Below are 20,474 nucleotides of genomic sequence, written 5' to 3'. Positions count from 1 at the left end.
TTGCGGCCCGCACGATGACCACAGCAACGCTCCCCTCCCCCGCCCTCGCCGCCGCCTGGCTGCGCGCCCGCGCCACGACGCTGCTCGACGCGCTCGTCGTCGGCTGGATCTTTGCCGGGGGCATGGTGATCACCGAGCCCTCGCCCTATGAACTGGCGTTCCTCGCCGTGCTCGGCGTCTCCCTGTTCGCCGGCTTCACGCTCCGCCGCTCGACGCTGGGGCTGCTGGTGCTGTTCGCGAGCTTCGTGCCGTTCGCCGTCATTGCGGCGTTCCAGGTCCGCTTCAGCACGATCCCGGACGCGCTCATCTATCAGGCGGTGACGATCTTTCTGTTCTTCACTTCGTACTGGGTGGCGAACTACGTCGCCGACGCGCCGCAGGCCCGCATGCGGCTGATCATCGGCGCCTACCTCGCCACGGCCCTGCTCTCGGCGGTGCTCGGCAGCCTGGGCTATCTGGGCATCGGACACGAGCTGTTCACCCGCTATGACCGGGCCAAGGCCTTCTTCAACGATCCCAACGTCTTCGGGCCGTTCCTGGTGTTGCCGGCGATGTATGTGTTGCAGCGCGTGCTGCTCGGTACGCCACGCCGGGCCATCTGGGCAGCGTTGGCTTATGGCGTGCTCGTCGTCGGGGTTTTCGCCAGCTTTTCGCGCGCCGCCTGGGGGCACATCGTCATTTCCAGCGCCATCGTCTACGTTCTAGTGTTCGTCCTCGAAGCACATGCCCGCCAGAAGGTGCGGATGCTGCTGTTGGCGATGACGGGGCTCATGATGCTGGCGGTCGCCGCTGTCGGCATCCTTTCGATCCCGCAGTTCCGCTCGTTCATCGAACTGAGGACCCAGTCACAGACCTACGATACCGGCGAGAGCGGCCGCTTCGGCCGGCAGGGCTATGCCTTCGACCTGGCGCTGCAACACCCGCTCGGGCTGGGGCCGCTGGAGTTCCGCAACCTCAGGGTCAAGGAAGAGCCGCACAATACCTACGTCAACGTACTGCATGCCTATGGCTGGGGCGGCGGGTTCGTCTTTATCCTGTTCATCGGCGTCACGCTCTGGCGCTGCGCCACCTTCATCGCGCGGCCCGATCCCAACCGGCTACTGCTGATCCCGCTGGTCGCGGTGTTCGTGCCGCTCGCCGGCGAAGCCGCGATTATCGATATCGACCATTGGCGGCACTTTTTCCTCGTTGCCGGCCTGATCTGGGGCGTCACCGCCGCCTATGGGCGGGTCGACAAGCGATTTGGCTTGGCGGCGCCGCTTCCCTGAGAGCATGATCAGGCCCGGCGCGACAGCCGGGGGCCAGCGTGGAACCACAGAACAGCTCGATGCAGGCGGTGCTCACCACCACTGACGACCTCGCCAAGGTTCGCTACGACACCGGCGACGTGCTGATCAGCGAGGGCCCGAGCACCGGGGTACTCTACATTCTGGTGGAGGGCGCGGTCGAAGTGCTGCGCGGCGACGTGCGTGTCTCGCTGGTCGACGAGCCGGGCGCCGTGTTTGGCGAGATCTCCGCCCTGCTCGGCCGCCCGCATAGCGCCACGGTGCGCGCCATCGAACCGGTGATCGTCCACCGCATCGAAGACGCCGAAAGTTTCCTGCAGATGCGGCCGGAGATCGTCTTCCATGTCGCCCGCATCCTCGCCAGCCGACTGATCGATGCCACGACTTACCTTGCCGACCTCAAGCACCAGTTCGCCGACCGCAACGACCACCTCGGCATGGTCGATGAGGTGCTGGAGGCGCTGGTGAACCAGCAGTTGCCGGCCCAGACAGCGGCTCCGGTCGCTGCCACCAGCAAGCCCGACCCGCGGCTCTAGGCCGCCAGCGGCGCTCGTGGCAGCCAGGCCGGCCATTCGAGCATTTCCTCCGGCGTGCCGCCGCCGCCCCAATCGAGCGTTCCGGCGCCCTCGAAGGAAAACCAGGCTGCCTGCCTCACCTCGGTATCGACCACGATGTGGGTCGGCACGTCGCCAACCTGCCGACCAGGGTTGAAGATCCAGGTGTCGCCGAGCCGCGAGGCCCATGAGCCGCCGCGCGCAAACGGCGCTTCGTGCACATGGCCGCTGAACACCAGTTGCGGCTGGTATTGAGCGATCCAACCCCCGAGCTCGACATCGCCGTAAGAGCGCGAACCCGACCAGCTCACCGCCGCCCCGGCCGGCGGCGCGTGGTAGACCCAGAACCAGTTGCGCCCGCGCGTCGCCGCCGCCTCCGCCAGTTGCCGGCCGATGGCGTGCTTGGCGATATCGCCATCCCACCAGGGGCAGACGGTGATGCTGTCCTCACCGACGGCAAAGCTCTCATTGTCGGCATGCGCGCCCTTGCCGCGCGCGTAGGGCACCCAGCGCGCATAGCGCTCGCCGGTCGAATAGCTGTGGTTGAGGTCGTGATTGCCCGAGCAGACCACCAGCGGCACGATGGCGCGGAGCCGCTCGAGATACTTCAACACCACCACCATCTGCGCGCTGGTGGTGACGAAGGAGCTGCCGTCCAGTAAATCTCCGGCGATGATCAGCAAGTCATAGCGGTTGGCGACCGAGACGAGCCAATCGAACTGCGGCAGGTTGTAGTGTAAATCGGCGACGGCGAGGATGCGCATGGCGCCCTCCCCCCGGTCGTCAGCGGCTCAGATACTTTCGCGCCATTGTCGCCGTGTCCAGTGCAAAGCGTTCAGCATGCGATTTGGCCAGGTCGGTTTCGCCGTGCGAGCCGATCCACGCCAAGAGCGCCATGCGCCGCAGCAGGATCAGCGTATCGATCATCCGGAGATCCTCCGGCTTCAGCGGCCGGATTTCCATGTAGGCGCCGAGCCAGGCGCGGATCAGTGCCGGCACCTGCGGCGAGGTCTCGATGAACGACAGGCTGGCGGCGAGATCGTAGAGAAACCAGCCGAAGCCGGAGTCATCGAAGTCGAGCAGCACGGTGTGCTCACCATCGACCAAGAGGTTTGCGAGCCGCATGTCTGCATGGATCAGCCCGAAGCGGTCGATGTCGGTGCCATAGGCCCTGAGATCGGCGCGCAGCGCCGCATCGAGCTCGGTCAGTGTCGCCAGCGTCTCGCCCTCGACATGTGGCGCCTTGCGCCAGTCGCCCCACAGCCCCGAGGCCTCGAGAATGCCGACGGCGTCCCAGATCGGTCGGACGAACTTCTCCGGCTGCTGCCAGCCGGCGATGTGGTTGTGCAGCGTCGCCGCATAGCGCCCGAGCGTTGCGAACAGCGGCACCAGATCGGCGTCAGGCTGCGGCTCGGTACCGTTCTCGAAGGCGAACAACGCTGCGAAGCGGTCGGGCGCGACCTCCTGCACGATCTCGCCATCGGCGCCGGGGACCGGCCGGGGCACCGGGATCTCGGTATCGTCGGTGATCGCCTCGAGCCAGGCCAGTTCGCTGCCGATCGCCGTCCTCGATTGGTAGCGCGGCCGGTGCAGCCGCAGCACATGGCGCGCGCCAGCGGCGCCATCGACGCGGAAGGTGTGATTCTCGGAGAGGTTGATCAGAACCGGCGTACCGCCTGCGGCGGCCGGCCAGCGCTCGAGGCTGCCGGCAACCAGCGACAGTTCCTCCGGGAGCGGATCGCTGGGGGCAATATCCAATCCGCTATCCTTTAGGCTTTGGAAGAAATGGTCGGAGTGGCCGGATTTGAACCGACGACCCTTTGTCCCCCAGACAAATGCGCTACCAGGCTGCGCTACACCCCGACTGCGGATGCCCTACCCAAACCAGCGTTTTGAGGCAAGCGGCTTTTTCGCGGCAAGCTGAACGAAGCACCTCAAACCCCCAATCCACTACAGCGCCGGCGCTGGGGCGGTGGGGGCGCCGATCCGCATCAACGGGCCGTCGATACCGGCGGCCGTGCTCGGCAGAATCCCCAGCATGGGCGCGATGCGCTGGATGATCCGGCCGCTGACTACGGCAACGTTCCAGCCGGCCTCGCGGGTCGAGCGGGCGTTTTCGGCCTGGGCCTCATCCAGCATCACCAGCATGGCGTAGCGCGGATCTTCCATCGGGAAGGCGGAGGTGAATACGGTGACGTTCTTGGTCTTCGAGTAACGCCCATCGATGGTCTTCTCGGCTGTGCCGGTCTTGCCGCCGGTTCGGTACCCGATGGCCTCGGCATCCATGTTGCGGCCCGAGCCCAGCAGCGCGTTCATCCGGAACAGGTACCGCATCTCCTCGCTGGTCTTTTCGCTGACGATCGGGCGGGCGAGTTGCTCGGCCTCGACCTCACTGCGGCGAAACAGCGTGGGCGGCACCAGCCTGCCTTTGTTCATCAGCGCGGCAACCGCCGTAAGCATGTGCATGGGAGTGGCGGCAAAGCCATAGCCATAGGAGGCGGTGGCGGCGCCGACATCGGAGAAGCTCTCGGGCACGCGCGGGGCGGCGCGCTCAGGCAGCTCGATGGCCGAACGCTGGTCGAACCCGGCGGTGCCGAGGAACGCCCGCAGCCGGTCCTTACCCATCCGCTCCATGATGCGGATGGTGCCGATATTGTCGGAGTAGCGGAACACATCGGAGACCGACATGATCTCATGCCGGCCGTGATCGAGCAGGAAGCGGCCGAAACGCACTCCTTCGCGCGCATCGATCATATCGTCGATGGCGACGGCACCGCTGTCCAGCGCGGCGGCGATCGTAATGGTCTTGAAGGTCGAGCCGAGCTCGAACGTGCCGTTGGTGATGCGGTTGAAGCGATCTGGCCGCAATGCCGTTGCAGGCTCGTTGGGGTCGAAATCGGGCAGCGAGACCATGCTGATCACCTCCCCAGTGCGGATGTCGAGGATCGCCCCGGCGGCAGCAATGGCGCGGAAGCGGGCGAGCGCGGCGAGCAACTCGCTGCGCATCACGTACTGCACCCGGCTGTCGATCGACAGCATTCGGGGCTTGAGTTCGGCACCGCGCGCCAGGCCCACATCCTGCAGCACGGCGAGGTCGTCGCGGTCGATCGCCAGCTCGGTTCCGGCGATGCCCTGGTTGTCGATGTTGACGCTGCCGATGACGTGCGCGAGCTCCGATCCTGCGGGGTAAAAGCGCTTGCTCTCCTCGATGAAATCGATTCCCGGCAGCCCGAGCGCCATCACTGCGTTCTCGATGGCTGGCGTCAGTTCTCGCTTGAGCCAGACGAAGCCCTTGTCCCCGGAGAGGCGCGCGCGCAGCCAGCTCTCATCGAGGTCGGGTAGCACGGTGCGCAGCTGGGCGACCGTGTTCGCCACATCGACAATGCGGCGCGGCTCGGCATAGAGCGAGGGCACGCGGATATCGATGGCGATGGCGATGCCGTTGCGATCGACGATCGGCGGACGGGATGCCTGAATGACGTCGCGCGTCACCCCCTCGATGGCGTCGTCGACCCGCTCCTGCCCCAGTTGCACAAGGCGCGCACCGATCAGCAGGAACCCCGCCACCAGCAGCGCCGCGACGATGGCGATGCGGCCGCGGGTGATGCGGTTATGGGTGCGGGCCGTACCATGAACAATGATCTCAGGATGCGGTTGGACAGGACGCAAAGGCCCTGCCCCGTCGAGGCGGTCGGCGGTGGTCATGATGGGTCAACGATGAGAGCAGCGGCTGCGCAAGTGCAGCGCGCTGAGCTTCACCACCCGGCAGCGCCGATCAATGGCATTTGACCCAACGGCTTAACGAGTGGTTAGCGACGCAATGACCAGCGTGGAAAACCATCCTATGGCCTCCCTGCCTCCACAATCTCGCCCACCTCTGCCGTCTCGACCTGCATGCCGAAGCGGCTGTCATAGACATGCTCCATGGCGTCGTGGGTCGAATCGGCTGACGAGCAGATGGCATCGGTCGCGATGATCACCCGGTACCCCAGGTCGATGGCGCCGATGACGGCGGCCATGACGCAGACCTCGGTTTCGGCGCCGGAGATCACCACCGTGTCGACGCCGGCCGCCAGCAGTTCGCCGTGCAGCCGGCTGCCGAGCCAGGGGCTATAGATCGGCTTGTCGAGCACCCGGGCGGGCGGCACGTGGCGTGCCAGCGCCGGAACGAGTTCGAGCAGCCCCGGATCGAGCCGCTCGCGGGTCATTGAGACCCAGCGCTGGTAGTAGCGGTGCCAGGTGCCGCCGACCTCATCTGCCGAACGAGGAGGGATAAAGCGGGTGAACACCGTGCGCTCCGGCCGCATTTCCACGAGGCGCACCACGTGAGGCATCACCTGCTCCATCCAGGGTGCATGCCATTCGGTCTTCTCGGCGAACATGCGCTGCATGTCGATGCACAGGTGTACCCAGTTGGCTCCCAGCGGTCCGAAGTTGAGGCCACGCGGCGCAATGAGGTCGGCGGGATTGGTCATCGCCATGCAACTGACGGCACCGCGCGCGGGTTCCGCGGGACCGACCAACATTCGGATTTGACGCGAAGTTTTCGTGCCTTGTGCCACGAATCCCCGATCTGCGCGTTGAACAGGCACCTGCATTTCCGCAGCGTCACGGAGACTTCAGATGTCCGTCCTCATCGGAATCCTCATTACCTTCCTCGTCGTCGTACTGATCCTCTGGCTGGTGCAGCGCCTGCCGGTCGATGCACGAGTCAAGCAGATCATCCAGATCGTGGTGATCATCATCGGCATCGTTTCGCTGCTGAAGTACCTGGCGGTGTTCTAGAGCGCCGCGCGGCTAGGCGGCGAGATCAACCAGCTTCGCCTCTGTCGCCTTGGCAGCATCGGCCGGCCTGAGGCCGACCAACAGGCCGCGCTGGCCGCCATTGATCAGCACTTCATCGAACAGCTCGGCGGTTTCGTCGATGGCGGTCGGAACCTTTTTCCGCTGCCCGAACGGGCTGATGCCGCCGACCTTGAAGCCGGTAAGACGCTCGGCGTCTGCCGGCTTCATCATATTTGCCGATTTGCCGCCGAAAGCGGCGGCGAGCTTCTTCATGCTCACTTCGGAATCGGACGGCACGACGACGCAGACCGGCTTGCCGTCGACCTCCGCCATCAGGGTCTTGAACACCTGCTCGGGGGCCTTGCCGAGGGCCTGGGCCGCCTGCAGCCCAGTGCGCGGCGCATCCGGATCATAGTCGTAGGGGAAGTGGTTGAACGCGACGCCGGCCTTGGTCAGCGCGAGCGTGGCTGCGGTGGTCTTGGACATGGGGAAGGGTTACGGCGGCGCGGGGCGCACGTCCAGCCGCTACTTGGCGTCCGCGACTTCCTTCGGGGTCGCCTCTGCCTCGTCGAGCAGGCGACGGATGTTCTCGGCCGAACGCGCCGCGCCGTTCTCGTCGGTCGCCCAGTTGGAGAAGCGCTCGAACAGCGATGCAAACACCATCAGCTCATGCTCGTTCCACTGCGCCAGCGCCCGCGTAAAGATCTGCACTTTGTTGCGCCGCACCGCTTCGACGAAACTGTTGCCCTTGCCGGTTAGTTCGAGACAGATCCGCCGCGCATCCTGCTGCGAGGCAACGCGACGGGCATAACCGCGCTCCACCAGGTCCGAGGTTACGCGGCTGGCGCGCGAAGGATCGATGGCCAGTCGCTCGGCCACGAGGCCGACGGTTACCTCGGTAATCTCTTCCCCCTTATGGGCGATGGCGCTGATTGCATCGAGATGGCTGACATCGAGGCTGGGGTCCATCTGGGCCATCACCTGGCGGCCGAAATCCCGCCGCTGGATGGAGCGGCGAACCTTGTGCATCACTGCATCGATGCTGGCGACGGCCTCCGCTGCATTGGGCGACAACCCGGCCTGCTCCGCCAATTCCACCATCTCGCGATCGCCGCGCGTCTGGCAGATGGTCGGAAGATCGGGAAAGGGTCCGCGGCCGGTGCCGCTCTTGCTGCTGCTCATGGAAGTCGCGGTAGCATGAATGCATGCCCTGGTCAATTATATGCGCCTGTCACATAATTGTCGTTGACATGCTTTTGCCCGAGGCACATAACCCGCTCCGAGTTTCGGAGGCATTCATGACTGTTGACTCATCCCCCATTTCCGGCTCCGCGCCGGTCGCCGAGGCGCCGTCGCGCCCCGACCGGGCGACGCTGCTCGTTTATTTCGGCGCATTGATCGCGATGTTCATGGCGACGCTCGACATGCAGATCGTCGTCACCGCACTCCCCACCATTGCGGGCGAGCTCGGTAACCTGCACCTGTTCGGCTGGGTCGGCTCGGCCTACCTGCTCTCGACCGCCGCGGTGGCGCCGTTCTACGGCAAGCTCGGCGACATGTATGGCCGCAAGAACGTGGTGATGACAGCGATCGTGCTGTTCCTCATCGGCTCGGCCGCCTGCGGCCTCGCGTGGTCGATGGAATCGCTGATCGCGGCCCGCGTGCTGCAGGGCATTGGCGGCGGCGGGCTGATGGTGTCGGCCTTCGCCATGATCGGCGAACTGTTCGGCCCGCGCGATCGCGCCAAGTACCAAGGCTACTCGTCGGCGGTGTTCGCGCTGAGCTCGATCCTCGGTCCGGTCGCCGGCGGCTACATCACCAGCCTGTTCGGCTGGCGTTGGGTGTTCCTCGTCAACCTGCCGGTCGGCATCGTCGTCCTCGCATTGATCTTCGTCGCCATGCGCTCGAAGTTCGTCGAGAAGCAGCACAAGGTCGACTATATGGGCGGCGTGCTCCTTGCCGTCGCAACCACCGCCATCGTCTATTGGGGCGACCATGTGATCGACCCGACCGGCCCGGATCTGCTTACCTTCGCCCTGCCCGTCATCGGCATCGGCGCGGCCATCTGGTTCGTCGTGACCGAGCGTCGCGCCGCCGAGCCAATCGTACCGTTACGGCTGTTCCAGAACCACACGATCACCATCGTGACGCTGGTCTCGCTGCTCGCGGGCGTCGTAACCCTGGGCCAGTTCTTCTACTTTGCGCTCTACTTCCAGGTGATCACCGGGTTCGGCCCAGCCGAAGTCGGCTTCCTGTTCCTGCCGGCTTCGGCGACCTCGATGATCGTTTCGATGCTGGCCGGCCGAATCATTGCAGCTACTGGCCGCTACAAGTGGATGCCGGTGGCCGCGATGGCGGTCGGCGCCCTGCTGATGGTGGGCTACACCTTCGTCGATGCGCACACGCCCGTGTGGATCATGGCGCTGCTGATGGCGGTGTTCGGCATCTCGATGGGCCTGCAGTTCCAGGTGCTGATGGTCGCCATCCAGGCAGCCGCACCGCTGCAGGATATCGGCGCCGCCACCGGCCTCATCACCCAGGCTCGCACCATCGGCGCCTCGTTGGGGCTGGCCGTAAACGGCGCCGTGATGACCTGGGCGCTGACACAGCAGAACGCACTGCTCCCGGCCGATGTCGCGGCGGCTGTGCCCGGCGGGCTCACCGCCCTCAGCCCGCACATCGCAGCCGGCCTGCCGGAGGCGACGCGCGAGGTGGTGCTCAGCCACTACACCGCCGGGTTCAACACGCTGTTCCTGTTCTTGGCCGCAGTATATGTGCTGGCGATGATCTTCACCATCATGCTCAAGGACGTGCAGATCCCGAAGCGGGGCTGACGGCCGAGTTGGCAAAACTGAAGGGGGCCATCCGGCCCCCTTTTTTGTTCGAGTTCTCGTGGTTCGCGGCGGACAGCGCGCTAGCAATCCCTGCCCTGCCCCGACATCGTCGCGTGCAGAAATTCCAGCAGTTGTGCGTTCGAGAACGGCTTTGCGAGAATCGGCCGATGGCGGTGTCGTTCCGCTATGGCCTCGGGCCCGGAAGCTGTCGCAAAGAAGAACGGCACATCCCGATGGGTCAGCGCGTCGGCCAACCCGAAGCTGTCGGCGCCACCGATTTTGACATCGAGAATGGCGCAATTGATCGCACGTTTGCCGATCGTGGCTTCGGCCTCGTTTGGGCTGGTGCAGGTGATGACTTCGGATGCGCCGAGGTCGAGCAGGAAATCCTCGATCATGATCGAGACCATGACCTCGTCTTCGACGATCAGCACCGTTCCAAAACTCGAACCATCCGATTGCGTGTTCAATAGCACTCGCTGTCTCCTTCCCTTTTCACATGCGCCCCCGGGGCCGGCAAATCGAGGAAAAAGGGAGTTAGCGCGTTGCCGCTTTGCAGCGGCTTATTGCGAATGAGTACCCCGCTTGCGTGCAACCATTTTGCGTTTAATGAGTTGAATGAGTAACGCAACCATTTCATGCTTCGCGATGTCAGAGAAAACCTACAAGGGCAACGACTTAGTCCGCGGTGAGCGGCTGCAGATCATGCTTGAAGCCGACGAGCTACGCGCTCTCGACGACTTCCGCTTTGCCAACCGCATGCCGAGCCGGGCTGCGGCAGTCCGCGAACTGCTGCGGCGTGGACTTGCCGTCGATGGAGCGGTGCCAAGCAGCGGCAATGGGTCGTCGCAGTCGTTCGGCGTGCTCGATCCGGGCCAAACGGAAGGGACTGAGTCGTAGGCCGAACACGGCAAAGCCGTCCTGACTGCCGAATGCGAACCGGGCACTAGGTGCCCTTCATGTCCGATCCCGGAAGTAAGGTCCTCAGCCCTCGCGCGCCCGCTCCAGCAGCCGCTTGCAGTCGAGCAGTTCACGCAACACGTCCGACAGCTTGTCGCGATCGGCGGAGGTGAGACCGGCCGGCTTGGGCTTGAAGCTCGGCAGCTTCAGACGAGAGGGCGCCGGCGGAGCGTCGGTCATATCCTCGTCGGGGAGCACGGCCGACTCGGCGGCGAGATCTTCCTCCGGCTCAGTGTCGGCAGGCAGGCGCTCGAGCGCCTCGACCGGCCGGCCTTCGCCGATGCCGATGACATAGCGAATACCCTGATCCTTGAGGATCCGCTGCACACCCTTGATGGTGAAGCCCTGGTCGTAGAGCAGGTGCCGGATGCCCTTGAGCAACAGCACGTCTTCGGGCCGGTAATAGCGTCGGCCGCCGCCCCGCTTCAGCGGCTTGATGGTGGAAAAGCGCGTTTCCCAAAAGCGCAGCACATGCTGCGGCAGGTCCAGCTCGTCGGCTGCCTCGGATATGGTGCGAAACGCGTCTGGAGACTTGTCCAAAAGGACTCACCCGCCCGGAAAGAGTCTTATTTTCCAGACCGGACCATAGATTTGTTGATCTTGGATTTCAACACGTTGCTGGGTTTGAACACCAGAACCTGCCGCGGCAGGATCGGCACTTCCTCGCCGGTCTTGGGATTGCGGCCGATGCGCTCGTTCTTGGAGCGCACCTGGAACGAGCCAAATGAGGAGAGTTTTACGTTGTGGCCCTCCACCAGCGCGTCGCCGATGAGGTCGAGCACTCGCTCCACCAGTTCGGCCGACTCGGTGCGGGACAAGCCCACCGCTTCGTAGACTGCCTCCGCCAAGTCGGCTCGCGTGACCGTTCTCTGCGTCATATGCCGCCCCTCCGTTCTTTACCCAGCTGGATACAGGTGCCCGTCAGGCGCCCCCACCCACGGATTTGTGGGAAAGATTAACGCGCTGTCACGCCACTGGCAATCTGGCTTACCAATCAAAGGCATTAGGCCAGCGAACCGTCCCGTTTACCGCACCCGACGGCATCCGGGCGGCCGGCCTCCGAGCTCGGCGGCCGGGGTCTGGTTCTGCCGCTCTACCAGCGGATCAGTGAAGCGCCCCAGGTGAAACCGCCACCCATGGCTTCGATCATCACCAGATCGCCGCGCTTGATGCGGCCATCAGCAACGGCGGTGTGCAGCGCCAGCGGCACGGAAGCGGCTGAGGTGTTGGCGTGGCGGTCGACGGTCACCACCACCTTTTCGGGCGGCAGGCCAAGCTTTACGCCAGCGCCGTCGATGATGCGCTTATTGGCCTGGTGCGGCACGAACCAGTCGAGATCGTCGATGGTGTGGCCGGTGTCCTCAAGCACCTTGTAGACCACGTCGGTGATCATGCCGACGGCGTGTTTGAAGACTTCCTTGCCCTCCATTCGGATGTGGCCCATCGACTGCGTCGAACTGGGGCCGCCATCGGTGTAGAGCTTGTTCCAGTGGTGGCCGTCGGAGCGCAGCGAGGTGGCGAGCACGCCCCGTTCTTCGCCAGCCTTGCCCAGTTCCATCACCACCGCCCCTGCCCCATCGCCAAACAGCACGCAGGTGGTGCGGTCGTTCCAGTCGAGGATGCGCGAAGCGGTCTCGGCGCCGATCACCAGCGCGCGCTTTGCCAGCCCGTTCTTCAGATATGAGTCGGCCGTGGCGACGGCATAGACGAAGCCCGAGCAGACCGCCTGGATATCGAAGGCCGCACCATGGTGCATGCCGAGCTTCTGCTGCACCACCGCCGCCGTCGCCGGAAAGGTCATGTCCGGCGTCGTCGTCGCGACGACGATCAGGTCGATATCATCGATGGTGAGGCCAGCGTTCTCCATCGCCTTGCGGCCGGCGGCAGCGGCCAGATCGGAAGTGTTCTCGCCCTCGGCGGCAATGTAGCGCTGCTTGATGCCGGTGCGCTGCTGGATCCACTCGTCAGACGTATCGACGGTCTTGGCCAGCTCGTCATTGGTCACCACTCGCGCCGGCAGGTACGAACCGACACTGCGGATGATGGATTTCTTGTCGGTCACGCGGATTTCGCCTCGGTTGCAGGAGCGGGCGCCGCCTCGGCAGGAGACGCCACGCTGAGGGTGGGGAAGCGGCGCATGCCTTCGCCGATCTTGTCCATGACGCGGCTGCGGGCCATTTCATAGGCCAGACTCAACGCGCCCTTGAAGCCGACCTCGTCGGTGCCGCCATGCGATTTGATGACGACGCCGTTGAGCCCGAGGAACACGCCGCCATTGATGTTGCGCGGATCGAGCTTCCTCCGCAGCGCCTGCAGCGCCTGTCCGGCAATGGCGGCGCCCAGCATCGAGATGATATCGGCCTTCAGCGCATTGCGGATATAGGCACCAACCTGACGCGCCGTGCCCTCGGCTGTCTTCAGCGCGATATTGCCGGCAAAGCCTTCGGTGACCACCACGTCGACGGTGCCCTTGCCGATGTCGTCGCCCTCGACGAAGCCGTGATAAATGAAGCCCTCGCCGCTCGCTGCCTGCAGGATGCGCGCCGCTTCCTTCACCTCGTCATGGCCCTTCATCTCCTCGGTGCCGACATTGAGCAGGCCGACGGTGGGCAGTTCCTGGTCGAACAGCGCCCGCGCCAGGGCGGCGCCGAGAATCGAAAAATCGGTCAGCTGCTTGGCGTCGCCGCCGACCGTGGCGCCGACATCGAGCACGATGATATCGGTACGCAGGGTCGGCCACAGCGCCGCAATGGCCGGGCGGGAAATGCCTTCGATCGGCCGCAAGCAGAAGGTGGCCATCGCCATCAGCGCGCCGGTATTGCCGCCGGAGATCGCCACGTCGGCCTCACCATCCTTCACCGACTGGATCGCCGCCCACATCGAGGAGGTGCCGCGCCCCTTGCGCAGCGCTTGCGACGGCTTTTCTTCCATCGAGATGACCACGTCGGCGTTGACGATGCGCGACACCTTCTTGAGGTCGGGGAACTCGTCCAGCAGCGGCTTCAGCTCAGCTTCGCGGCCGTGAAAGATGAAGCTGGAGTTCTTGCGCTCGCGCCAGAACAGACGCGCGCCTTCGACGGCCACACGCGGGCCTTTGTCGCCGCCCATGGCGTCAACGGAGATACGGATGGAATCGCTCATCGCCGCCCGGTCCAGCGTCCCCTGACGGAGACGGGTTTCAACATACTCAAACGCTTACCCCAAACAAGATATCACCCGGATGTGGCGGGGTCCTAGCTCTTGTCCTCGGGAGTCTTGAGGATTTTGAGGCCGGCGAAGGGCAAATCGCTCTCGGTATCACCGTCATCGCGCAAGGCGCCCAGGGTTTCGCCCGGCCGGCGCGGATAAGGATCGAGCGCCAGCGCCAGGGTTTCGACAATCAGCGCCGACAGGTCGGCCTCGTTGCCCTCGAAATGGTCCGGCACGTCCTCGCCGTCAAGGTCGACGAAGATTTCCGCGTCGGCCGGCCCGGCATAGGCCTTCTCGCCGCCCGGCAGGAACACCCGCTCGATCGGCTCGGCGATCTCCTGAACGACCGGCTCCAGCGATACGACACTCGGCTGCACCGTGGTGGCGACCAGCCGGCCCGTGACGCGCATGCCGCCCTTGAAGCGCACGGCGTGCAGCTTCACCTCGAGCTTTTCGACCGCGGTGATACCGAGTTGCTCGGCGATCGCCAGGCGATCGGTCGCGCCCACCGTCAGTACCAGGTCGCGTCCGGCGGTCGGCATCGAATCGAGCCGGATGCTCGCGTCGGGGATGCGGAACAATTCGGTGCTCATGCCGCGGCCGCCAGTTCGAGGCGCCCCCCGGCAATGTCGGCCAGCGACTGGCCGGCGAGCTTGTCGTACTGGGCGAAGAGGTAGGTGGCGAGTTGCGGCGCATGCCCCGACTCGGCCTCGGGATAAACGTTGCGGCGCAGCACGGCCTCGACGCCCGGACGGTCGTCACGGTCCATGGCCTCGTTGAGGCTGGTCATCAGCCCGTAGAAGATCTCGCTCATCTTGCGGACCTTCTTGGGCACGGCCATGTCCCCCGCCCCCAACTCGCGCAGCGAGCGGTCCATATCCTTGAAGAACAGGTCGAACAGCGCCTGGCTGAACTCGTGGCCCGCCTGTTTTTCGACTCTCAGGCGCCGGAACAACAGCGAAAGGTGCAGCGAGATCATGTCGAAGCGGCCGGTGACCGTGTCGGGAATGCCCCAGTCGGCATAGAAGACGGGCTGCCGGGATTGCGCCACAATGGCTGTATAGACGGCATAAACAGCGTCGGAGGACGGGTTTTTCCTGAACAAGTTCAATATCATCAGTCGCGCTCCGCGGTTTTGCGGGACAAGGTGCTGCCGGTGTGGAAGGGTTCGGGCAAGGACTCAAGCGAGCTTGCCAGCGGGCGCCTTTGACAGCTACACAGTGCCCGGCCGGCCAAGGCCGTGCTAATAGTAGACAGCGATCGGGAAAGTCAAATTGATGCCTTTGCGCACCGTCACTAACCGCCTCCTCCCGATGACCGCCGCCGTGCTCGTCAGCCTGTCGCTCGCCGCCTGCGGCAGCGGCATGAGCCTGACGCAGTCGAAAGCCCGCGGCTACGAGATTTCGGAAGATGCAGTGGCGCAGATTCGCGTTGGCCAGAGCGCCGCGCTGGTTACCGCCGTGCTGGGCTCGCCGCAGGTCACCAACTCCTTCGCTACCGAGACCGCCTGGTACTATCTGGGCGAAAAGGTGCAGCAGACCGCCTTCGGCATGGAGCTGAGCAAGGAGCGCACCCTGCTCGTCGTCTACTTCGACAAGAAGAACAAGGTGGTCGATACCGAGCGCCTGGGCGTCAAGGACGGCAAGAGCTTCTCGATCGAGAGCCGCCGCACCCCGTCCTACGGCCAGGATCGCACGTTCCTCGAGTCGATCATTTCGTCGATCTGAGGGCGATCTCAACCTAGCCAATTCCACCGGCCGTCATCCCGGCGAAAGCCGGGACCCACTGCTCGGGCGGCCAGATCAGGCATCAGCCGCGCCGGTCCATCAACTGGGCAGGCGCAGCACCTAACTTAGCGCATATGGGCGTCCGCCGGGATGACAGCCGGAGGCTGTGGCCTGTTCGACCCTAGCCCGGCTGTCCCTGCGTCCTGCCCGGCCGAAAGCTGACCCAGGCCAACGCCAGGATTGCCGCCGCTGCGACCGGAATCGCCAACAGATTGATGGCTTCCCAGCCGATCAGTTGCAGCAGCAGCCCCGAGGCGATCGAGGCGACCGCCATGACTCCGAACACCACCTGCTCATTGGCGGCCTGTACCTTGGCTGCCTCTTCCGGCCGATAGGCGGCAGAGAGCATGGCGGTTGCGGCGATGAATCCGAAGTTCCAGCCAACACCAAGCAGGACCAGCGAAATGTTGAAGTGCATGGTGGTGATGCCGTGGAGGTTTACCCCGGCCGCGAAGAGGATCAGCAGCAGCCCGATTGCCGCCGTCAGCTTCGCACCGATGCGCTGGATGACGGCGCCGGTGACGAAACTCGGGGCGAACATGGCCACGATATGCCACTGGATGGCGAAGGCCGCCTCTTCGGTGGTGTGGCCGCAGACATAGACCATGGCCAACGGTGCAGCGACCATCACCAGCACCATCAGGGAATAGCTGATGGCCGCAACCACCATCGGCACCCAGATGCTGGTGTCGCGCAGCAGCACTGCCAACGGACGACCAGCCTTACGATCTTCCGCGCGCTTTACCGTGGGCGCGAGGCGGGTACGGCTGATCACCGCGATGGCCACCAGCGCCAACAGGCCCATGACCAGGTAAGTGGCGGCGAATTCATGCCCGGGGATCCAGCCCTTGGTGTGGGCGGCGACCTGCGGACCAAGAAAGCCCGCGACCACCCCTCCGAACAGTACCCAGGAAATGGCGCGCGACTTGAGGTTGGCAGGCACGCTGTCCGCCGCCGCGAAGCGATACTGGTTGGCGAAGGCCGCCGGGATGCCGAACACCGCGAGGGCCAGACAGAACAGCCAGAACTGATCGAGCCAGGCGGCGAGCGCGGCGATGATCCCGGCCGGAATGGCGATCGCGGCGCCGAGCATCAGCCCCTCGCGCCGCCCCAGCGAATGGATCAGCAGCGCCGCGGGGCCAGTGGCAAGCGCGGTACCGATGATCATCAGGGTAACGGGGACGGTGGCAAAGCCCTTGTCCGCCACCATGGTCGCGGCAGTTAAAGAGGCGATCGACATGATGATCGCCTGGTTGGAGCCGAGGATCGCCTGGGCTACGGCCAGCAGCCCGATATTGCGGAGCGGCGAGCCGACACTGGGGGCGCGCTCATCCATGCTGACTACCTGGCCTTCACCGCATCGTCGTCGCGGCCGGCCGCGCGGGCTACACCGTCGAGCACGGCGTTGACCATCTTGGGTGCATCGTCCTCGTAGAACGCCTTGGCGACGTCGACATATTCGGTGATGACCACGCGCGCCGGGATATCCTTGCGCCGCAGCAGTTCGAACGTCGCCGCCCTGAGGATGGCGCGGAGCGTGGCGTCGATGCGCGGCATCGGCCAGTCATCCACCAGCGCGTTATCGACCGCCGGGTCGATCTGCAGTTGCGCCTTGATCACGCCGGTGACGATCTGGCGGAAGAAGTCGGCGTCGGCCGGCAGGTACTCCTCGCCTTCGACCTCGCGGCCGACATGGATGGCGCTGAACTGGCTGAGCGTGTCCTCGAGCGTCTGGCGGCCGACATCCATCTGGTAGAGAGCCTGAACGGCGGCAAGGCGGGCCGCGCCGCGCTGGTTGGCGGTTCGCGGCGTTGTGGGATCACGCGGCTTGGGCTGGGCCATATCTGGAAAGTCATTCTGTTGTGCGCGCTCAAGCGCGCAATGGTCTGGCCCTTGGCTTAGCCGGGGGGCGCACGAACCGCAATCTCAATCGTCGCGGTTCGGCTTCAGTCGCTCGTCGTCGCCCAGTTCGGTGAGGAACGAGCGAAAGTCATCCGGGGTAGAGAAGTTCTTGTAAACCGAAGCAAAGCGCACGAACGCCACATCGTCGAGGCCCTTCAGCCCTTCCATGACGAACTCGCCGATTTGATCGGAGGTCACCTCGACGTCGCCGAGGCTTTCGAGCTGGCGGACCACGCCCGAGATCATGCGCTCGACCCGCTCAGGTTCGACATCGCGCTTCCTCAGCGCCGTGCCCACCGAGCGGGCCAGCTTGTCGCGATCGAACGGCACCTTGCGTCCGGATTTCTTGACCACCAGCAACTCGCGCAGCTGCACGCGCTCGAAGGTGGTGAAACGGCCGCCGCAGGCATTGCAGATCCTGCGGCGGCGGATGGCGTTGGAGTCCTCGGTCGGCCGGCTGTCCTTGACCTGCGTATCGTCATTTCCGCAATAGGGGCAGCGCATCGGTAGGCTCCAGGAAGGCTTCGCAAAGGCGAAGCTATGCTCAGTCGGCGTAGATCGGGAAGCGCGAGGTCAACGCCATGACCTTGTCGCGCACTGCCGCTTCCACCGCGGCGTTGCCGTCGTCGGAATTGGCTTCACGCAGGCCGTCCAGTACCTCGACGATCAGCTTGCCGATCTCGCGGAACTCTGCCTCACCGAAGCCACGGCTGGTCGCCGCCGGGGTGCCGAGACGGACGCCCGAAGTGACGAACGGCTTTTCCGGATCGAACGGGATGCCGTTCTTGTTGCAGGTGATGTAGGCGCGACCGAGGCCGGCTTCCGCCCGCTTTCCGGTGGCGTTCTTCTTGCGCAGGTCGACCAGCATCAGGTGGTTGTCGGTGCCACCCGAAACCACGTCCAGCCCGTTCTCGATCAACGTCGCGGCGAGGGTGCGGGCATTGGCCACCACCTGGCGGGCATAGGCCTTGAACTCAGGCTGCAAGGCTTCCTTGAACGCGACGGCCTTGGCGGCGATGACGTGCATCAGCGGACCGCCCTGCAGGCCGGGGAACACCGCCGAGTTGATCTTCTTGGCGATCGCCTCGTCGTTCGAGAGGATCATGCCGCCACGCGGACCACGGAGCGACTTGTGCGTGGTGGTGGTCGTGACATGCGCATGCGGCACCGGCGAGGGATGCACGCCGCCGGCGACGAGACCGGCAATGTGGGCCATGTCGACCATCAGGTAAGCGCCGACTTCGTCGGCAATCTCGCGGAACCGAGCCCAGTCCCAGACGCGGGAATAGGCCGTGCCGCCGGCGAGGATCAGCTTGGGCTTGTGCTCGCGGGCCTTACGAGCCACTTCGTCCATGTCGAGCAGGTGATCGTCCTGGCGCACGCCGTAGGAGACGACCTTGAACCACTTGCCGCTCATGTTGACCGGCGAGCCATGTGTCAGATGACCGCCCGAATTGAGGTCGAGGCCCATGAAGGTGTCGCCTGGCTCGAGCAGGGCCAGGAACACCGCCTGGTTCATCTGCGAGCCGGAGTTCGGCTGGACGTTGGCAAAATTGGCGCCAAACAGTTGCTTGGCCCGCTCGATCGCCAGGTTCTCGGCGATATCGACGTACTGGCAGCCGCCATAATAGCGCTTACCCGGGTACCCCTCGGCATACTTGTTGGTCATGATCGAGCCCTGGGCCTCGAGCACGGCTTTGGACACGATGTTTTCGGATGCGATCAGCTCGATTTCGTGCTGCTGCCGACCAAGCTCCAGCTTGATGGCTTCGGCGATCTCGGGATCGGTTTCAGCCAGCGTATTGGTGAAAAAGCGCGGAAAGAGCGGAAGGGATGTGGCGGCGCTCATCTGGCGTCTCCCGAGGCAGAAGGATTGGGGTTTCGGCTGGCGTGCGTGTAGCACGCTGGCGCAAGCGATTCCAAGCTGACGACAGCCTGGCAGAGTCTGTGGATGGTCCGGGTCATGCGGGCTCCCATGCGGTTTCGAGGGGTGCCCAGGCGAGCGGCAAGTGCTCGTTCGCGTTCCCCGATGGTGCCCCATCTGATCTCGCCAGTCGCGCGAACGGCTCCTTATCGCAGAGTTGCCGGAGCTGTGAAAGCCCCTGCCCGCAGGCTGCGGCAACTATGCCGGAGCCACCGCGTTGTGTGGGCAAGCGTCGGCTTAACAAGAAGACTAGGAGTCCTTACATGCACAAGCTCGCTTCCGCCATCGTTGCCACCGGTCTCGCCGGCATCATGATGATCCCCGCACCTGCCAGTGCCGCCTCGGTCAACATCAGTATCGGTGCGCAGCAGCGCTACGTTTCCGAACGCTGCCTCGATCATCCTAACTGGCGCGGCTGCGACGACTGGCGACGCAACCACAACCGCTGGGGCAAGAACGACTACCGCAACTGGTATCGCTGGAACCAGCCGAACCTGGGCAGCGTCGCCGCGGGCATCTTCGGCTTTGCGGTAGGGGCTGCGATCGTCGGCAGCATGGACCGCAACGGCGACCGCTACGACCGTTACGACGGCCACGTCGCCGCCTGCGAGGCGCGGTATCGGTCGTACAACGCCGAAACCGACATGTTCCTCGGCTATGACGGGCGCTATCACCGCTGCAACCTTTGATTGCAGCTGCCGAGGCGCCTTTTGCGGCGCCTCGGTCTAGCCTTTGGGCGGGCGCAGGAAATGCGCCAGGCGTCCGCACCGCGGCGCCAGCTCCATCCAGCCCGAAATATCGCAGTCGATAACCGCGATGCCGCCCGTCGGGAAGTTTGCCGGAGATTCATTGCCGGCCGTCAGCAGCAGCGCCGTTTGTTCTGTCGCACTGTTGTGTCCCACCACCATCATTGCCTTGGCGTCACCGCCCTGCTCGGCGATCAGCTTGAGATAGTCGTGGTCGCGACGGTCGTAGACCGCATCGGACCAGATCAGATCGAGGCTCGGCGGGTTGGCCTGCAGCCGGGCCAGCGCCAGTTCCAGTGTTTCCCGAGTGCGGCGCGAGGTGGAACAGACGATGCGATCCGGCAGCCAGCCCTGCGTGGCCAGGGTCTCACCGATCCATGCCGCAGCAGCAATGCCACGAAGCGCCAGCGGTCGCTCGAAATCGCTGAGCCCGGGATCATCCCAGGCGGATTTGGCGTGGCGAACGAGGATCAGCCGTAGCATGGACGGATCGTAGCGCAAGTCGAG

The 20,474-nt window shown here is 64.7% G+C and carries 25 protein-coding genes, 1 tRNA gene and 1 riboswitch; of the genes, 7 read left to right on the top strand and 19 right to left on the bottom strand.

Annotation, left to right across the window (positions count from 1 at the left end):
- Window positions 1–14: 14 nt before the first annotated feature.
- Together VGV07_RS16600 and VGV07_RS16595 are read left to right on the top strand one after the other, a co-directional pair.
- Window positions 15–1,268 (top strand): O-antigen ligase family protein, encoded by a 1,254-nt coding sequence (locus VGV07_RS16600; protein ID WP_326869834.1) that lies wholly within the window; start codon window positions 15–17, stop codon window positions 1,266–1,268.
- A 38-nt stretch (window positions 1,269–1,306) separates the two neighbouring features.
- The gene (locus VGV07_RS16595) at window positions 1,307–1,822 is read left to right on the top strand and encodes a cyclic nucleotide-binding domain-containing protein (RefSeq protein WP_326869833.1); all 516 of its coding nucleotides are present in this window, start codon (window positions 1,307–1,309) and stop codon (window positions 1,820–1,822) included.
- Here VGV07_RS16595 and VGV07_RS16590 read toward each other — a convergent pair.
- From VGV07_RS16590 to VGV07_RS16570, 5 genes are all read right to left on the bottom strand, one after another.
- Window positions 1,819–2,604 (bottom strand): metallophosphoesterase family protein, encoded by a 786-nt coding sequence (locus tag VGV07_RS16590; protein ID WP_326869832.1) that lies wholly within the window; start codon window positions 2,602–2,604, stop codon window positions 1,819–1,821. The two genes, VGV07_RS16595 and VGV07_RS16590, sit on opposite strands and share 4 nt — an antisense overlap.
- Window positions 2,605–2,623: 19 nt before the next feature.
- On the bottom strand, window positions 2,624–3,598 hold the full coding sequence (locus VGV07_RS16585) for a phosphotransferase enzyme family protein (RefSeq protein ID WP_326869831.1): 975 nt from the start codon (window positions 3,596–3,598) through the stop codon (window positions 2,624–2,626).
- 28 nt (window positions 3,599–3,626) lie between these two features.
- A tRNA-Pro gene (locus VGV07_RS16580) sits at window positions 3,627–3,703 on the bottom strand.
- 87 nt (window positions 3,704–3,790) lie between these two features.
- Window positions 3,791–5,545, bottom strand: coding sequence for a penicillin-binding protein 2 (locus VGV07_RS16575; RefSeq protein WP_326869830.1), 1,755 nt, complete (start codon window positions 5,543–5,545; stop codon window positions 3,791–3,793).
- A gap of 137 nt (window positions 5,546–5,682) precedes the next feature.
- Complete coding sequence (locus VGV07_RS16570; RefSeq protein WP_326869829.1) at window positions 5,683–6,321, bottom strand: isochorismatase family cysteine hydrolase; 639 nt, start codon at window positions 6,319–6,321, stop codon at window positions 5,683–5,685.
- A 142-nt stretch (window positions 6,322–6,463) separates the two neighbouring features.
- Between VGV07_RS16570 and VGV07_RS16565 the strand changes: the two genes are divergently transcribed.
- A complete protein-coding gene (locus VGV07_RS16565) occupies window positions 6,464–6,625 on the top strand; it encodes a Thivi_2564 family membrane protein (protein WP_141728495.1) in 162 nt (53 codons plus the stop codon).
- 12 nt (window positions 6,626–6,637) lie between these two features.
- Here VGV07_RS16565 and ybaK read toward each other — a convergent pair whose 3' ends face one another.
- Together ybaK and VGV07_RS16555 are read right to left on the bottom strand one after the other, a co-directional pair.
- Entirely contained in the window at window positions 6,638–7,111 is a 474-nt protein-coding gene (ybaK, locus tag VGV07_RS16560) for a Cys-tRNA(Pro) deacylase (RefSeq protein ID WP_326869828.1), read from the bottom strand.
- Between the two features lie 39 nt (window positions 7,112–7,150).
- Window positions 7,151–7,807, bottom strand: a complete 657-nt coding sequence (locus tag VGV07_RS16555; protein WP_326869827.1) for a MarR family winged helix-turn-helix transcriptional regulator — start codon at window positions 7,805–7,807, stop codon at window positions 7,151–7,153.
- A 116-nt stretch (window positions 7,808–7,923) separates the two neighbouring features.
- Here VGV07_RS16555 and VGV07_RS16550 point away from each other — a divergent pair, with 116 nt between their 5' ends.
- A complete protein-coding gene (locus VGV07_RS16550) occupies window positions 7,924–9,459 on the top strand; it encodes an MDR family MFS transporter (RefSeq protein WP_326869826.1) in 1,536 nt (511 codons plus the stop codon).
- Between the two features lie 80 nt (window positions 9,460–9,539).
- Here the strand turns inward: VGV07_RS16550 and VGV07_RS16545 are convergent, their stop codons facing one another.
- Window positions 9,540–9,893 (bottom strand): response regulator, encoded by a 354-nt coding sequence (locus VGV07_RS16545; RefSeq protein WP_326869825.1) that lies wholly within the window; start codon window positions 9,891–9,893, stop codon window positions 9,540–9,542.
- Between the two features lie 184 nt (window positions 9,894–10,077).
- Here VGV07_RS16545 and VGV07_RS16540 point away from each other — a divergent pair, with 184 nt between their 5' ends.
- Complete coding sequence (locus VGV07_RS16540) at window positions 10,078–10,359, top strand: hypothetical protein (RefSeq protein ID WP_326869824.1); 282 nt, start codon at window positions 10,078–10,080, stop codon at window positions 10,357–10,359.
- 84 nt (window positions 10,360–10,443) lie between these two features.
- Here VGV07_RS16540 and VGV07_RS16535 read toward each other — a convergent pair whose 3' ends face one another.
- From VGV07_RS16535 to VGV07_RS16510, 6 genes are all read right to left on the bottom strand, one after another.
- A complete protein-coding gene (locus tag VGV07_RS16535) occupies window positions 10,444–10,959 on the bottom strand; it encodes a MerR family transcriptional regulator (protein ID WP_326869823.1) in 516 nt (171 codons plus the stop codon).
- Between the two features lie 26 nt (window positions 10,960–10,985).
- Window positions 10,986–11,297, bottom strand: a complete 312-nt coding sequence (locus VGV07_RS16530; RefSeq protein WP_055048678.1) for an integration host factor subunit alpha — start codon at window positions 11,295–11,297, stop codon at window positions 10,986–10,988.
- 215 nt (window positions 11,298–11,512) lie between these two features.
- Complete coding sequence (locus VGV07_RS16525; RefSeq protein WP_326869822.1) at window positions 11,513–12,481, bottom strand: beta-ketoacyl-ACP synthase III; 969 nt, start codon at window positions 12,479–12,481, stop codon at window positions 11,513–11,515.
- Window positions 12,478–13,560, bottom strand: coding sequence for a phosphate acyltransferase PlsX (gene plsX / locus VGV07_RS16520; protein WP_326869821.1), 1,083 nt, complete (start codon window positions 13,558–13,560; stop codon window positions 12,478–12,480). Before plsX ends, VGV07_RS16525 begins: the two co-directional genes overlap by 4 nt.
- Before the next feature lie 92 nt (window positions 13,561–13,652).
- Complete coding sequence (locus VGV07_RS16515; RefSeq protein WP_326869820.1) at window positions 13,653–14,201, bottom strand: DUF177 domain-containing protein; 549 nt, start codon at window positions 14,199–14,201, stop codon at window positions 13,653–13,655.
- Window positions 14,198–14,725, bottom strand: a complete 528-nt coding sequence (locus tag VGV07_RS16510) for a ubiquinol-cytochrome C chaperone family protein (RefSeq protein ID WP_326869819.1) — start codon at window positions 14,723–14,725, stop codon at window positions 14,198–14,200. Before VGV07_RS16510 ends, VGV07_RS16515 begins: the two co-directional genes overlap by 4 nt.
- Before the next feature lie 160 nt (window positions 14,726–14,885).
- On the opposite strand from VGV07_RS16510, the gene VGV07_RS16505 reads away from it, so the two are divergent.
- Window positions 14,886–15,335 carry an outer membrane protein assembly factor BamE gene (locus VGV07_RS16505; RefSeq protein ID WP_326869818.1) on the top strand — a complete coding sequence of 150 codons (450 nt, stop codon included), beginning with the start codon at window positions 14,886–14,888 and terminating at the stop codon, window positions 15,333–15,335.
- Between the two features lie 181 nt (window positions 15,336–15,516).
- Here the strand turns inward: VGV07_RS16505 and VGV07_RS16500 are convergent, their stop codons facing one another.
- From VGV07_RS16500 to glyA, 4 genes are all read right to left on the bottom strand, one after another.
- The gene (locus VGV07_RS16500; RefSeq protein ID WP_326869817.1) at window positions 15,517–16,731 is read right to left on the bottom strand and encodes an MFS transporter; all 1,215 of its coding nucleotides are present in this window, start codon (window positions 16,729–16,731) and stop codon (window positions 15,517–15,519) included.
- Between the two features lie 5 nt (window positions 16,732–16,736).
- Window positions 16,737–17,237: a transcription antitermination factor NusB gene (nusB, locus tag VGV07_RS16495; RefSeq protein WP_326869816.1), complete on the bottom strand. Its 501-nt coding sequence runs from the start codon at window positions 17,235–17,237 to the stop codon at window positions 16,737–16,739.
- 84 nt (window positions 17,238–17,321) lie between these two features.
- The gene (gene nrdR / locus VGV07_RS16490) at window positions 17,322–17,801 is read right to left on the bottom strand and encodes a transcriptional regulator NrdR (protein ID WP_326869815.1); all 480 of its coding nucleotides are present in this window, start codon (window positions 17,799–17,801) and stop codon (window positions 17,322–17,324) included.
- 40 nt (window positions 17,802–17,841) lie between these two features.
- Window positions 17,842–19,146, bottom strand: coding sequence for a serine hydroxymethyltransferase (glyA, locus tag VGV07_RS16485; RefSeq protein ID WP_326869814.1), 1,305 nt, complete (start codon window positions 19,144–19,146; stop codon window positions 17,842–17,844).
- Window positions 19,147–19,282: 136 nt separating this feature from the next.
- Window positions 19,283–19,365: riboswitch (ZMP/ZTP riboswitch) on the bottom strand.
- Window positions 19,366–19,484: 119 nt separating this feature from the next.
- Here glyA and VGV07_RS16480 point away from each other — a divergent pair.
- On the top strand, window positions 19,485–19,910 hold the full coding sequence (locus VGV07_RS16480; protein ID WP_326869813.1) for a BA14K family protein: 426 nt from the start codon (window positions 19,485–19,487) through the stop codon (window positions 19,908–19,910).
- Window positions 19,911–19,946: 36 nt separating this feature from the next.
- On the opposite strand, the gene VGV07_RS16475 is transcribed toward VGV07_RS16480, so the two are convergent.
- Window positions 19,947–20,450 carry a histidine phosphatase family protein gene (locus VGV07_RS16475; protein WP_326869812.1) on the bottom strand — a complete coding sequence of 168 codons (504 nt, stop codon included), beginning with the start codon at window positions 20,448–20,450 and terminating at the stop codon, window positions 19,947–19,949.
- Window positions 20,451–20,474 lie beyond the last annotated feature (24 nt).

The sequence above is a fragment of the Devosia sp. genome, assembly GCF_035944845.1.
Lineage (GTDB): Bacteria > Pseudomonadota > Alphaproteobacteria > Rhizobiales > Devosiaceae > Devosia_A.
The sequence above is the reverse complement of the archived record's forward strand: the minus strand, read 5'-3'. Positions and strand labels throughout refer to the sequence as shown.

Excerpts from the sequence above, each read along its gene's own strand:
- VGV07_RS16600 (WP_326869834.1), top strand. The coding sequence starts at position 15 with ATGACCACAGCAACGCTCCCCTCCCCCGCCCTCGCCGCCGCCTGGCTG.
- VGV07_RS16590 (WP_326869832.1), bottom strand. The coding sequence starts at position 2,604 with ATGCGCATCCTCGCCGTCGCCGATTTACACTACAACCTGCCGCAGTTC.
- VGV07_RS16575 (WP_326869830.1), bottom strand. The coding sequence starts at position 5,545 with ATGACCACCGCCGACCGCCTCGACGGGGCAGGGCCTTTGCGTCCTGTC.
- VGV07_RS16570 (WP_326869829.1), bottom strand. The coding sequence starts at position 6,321 with ATGGCGATGACCAATCCCGCCGACCTCATTGCGCCGCGTGGCCTCAAC.
- VGV07_RS16565 (WP_141728495.1), top strand. The coding sequence starts at position 6,464 with ATGTCCGTCCTCATCGGAATCCTCATTACCTTCCTCGTCGTCGTACTG.
- ybaK (WP_326869828.1), bottom strand. The coding sequence starts at position 7,111 with ATGTCCAAGACCACCGCAGCCACGCTCGCGCTGACCAAGGCCGGCGTC.
- VGV07_RS16555 (WP_326869827.1), bottom strand. The coding sequence starts at position 7,807 with ATGAGCAGCAGCAAGAGCGGCACCGGCCGCGGACCCTTTCCCGATCTT.
- VGV07_RS16550 (WP_326869826.1), top strand. The coding sequence starts at position 7,924 with ATGACTGTTGACTCATCCCCCATTTCCGGCTCCGCGCCGGTCGCCGAG.
- VGV07_RS16540 (WP_326869824.1), top strand. The coding sequence starts at position 10,078 with ATGAGTAACGCAACCATTTCATGCTTCGCGATGTCAGAGAAAACCTAC.
- VGV07_RS16530 (WP_055048678.1), bottom strand. The coding sequence starts at position 11,297 with ATGACGCAGAGAACGGTCACGCGAGCCGACTTGGCGGAGGCAGTCTAC.
- plsX (WP_326869821.1), bottom strand. The coding sequence starts at position 13,560 with ATGAGCGATTCCATCCGTATCTCCGTTGACGCCATGGGCGGCGACAAA.
- VGV07_RS16515 (WP_326869820.1), bottom strand. The coding sequence starts at position 14,201 with ATGAGCACCGAATTGTTCCGCATCCCCGACGCGAGCATCCGGCTCGAT.
- VGV07_RS16510 (WP_326869819.1), bottom strand. The coding sequence starts at position 14,725 with ATGATATTGAACTTGTTCAGGAAAAACCCGTCCTCCGACGCTGTTTAT.
- VGV07_RS16505 (WP_326869818.1), top strand. The coding sequence starts at position 14,886 with ATGCCTTTGCGCACCGTCACTAACCGCCTCCTCCCGATGACCGCCGCC.
- VGV07_RS16500 (WP_326869817.1), bottom strand. The coding sequence starts at position 16,731 with ATGGATGAGCGCGCCCCCAGTGTCGGCTCGCCGCTCCGCAATATCGGG.
- nusB (WP_326869816.1), bottom strand. The coding sequence starts at position 17,237 with ATGGCCCAGCCCAAGCCGCGTGATCCCACAACGCCGCGAACCGCCAAC.
- nrdR (WP_326869815.1), bottom strand. The coding sequence starts at position 17,801 with ATGCGCTGCCCCTATTGCGGAAATGACGATACGCAGGTCAAGGACAGC.
- glyA (WP_326869814.1), bottom strand. The coding sequence starts at position 19,146 with ATGAGCGCCGCCACATCCCTTCCGCTCTTTCCGCGCTTTTTCACCAAT.
- VGV07_RS16480 (WP_326869813.1), top strand. The coding sequence starts at position 19,485 with ATGCACAAGCTCGCTTCCGCCATCGTTGCCACCGGTCTCGCCGGCATC.
- VGV07_RS16475 (WP_326869812.1), bottom strand. The coding sequence starts at position 20,450 with ATGCTACGGCTGATCCTCGTTCGCCACGCCAAATCCGCCTGGGATGAT.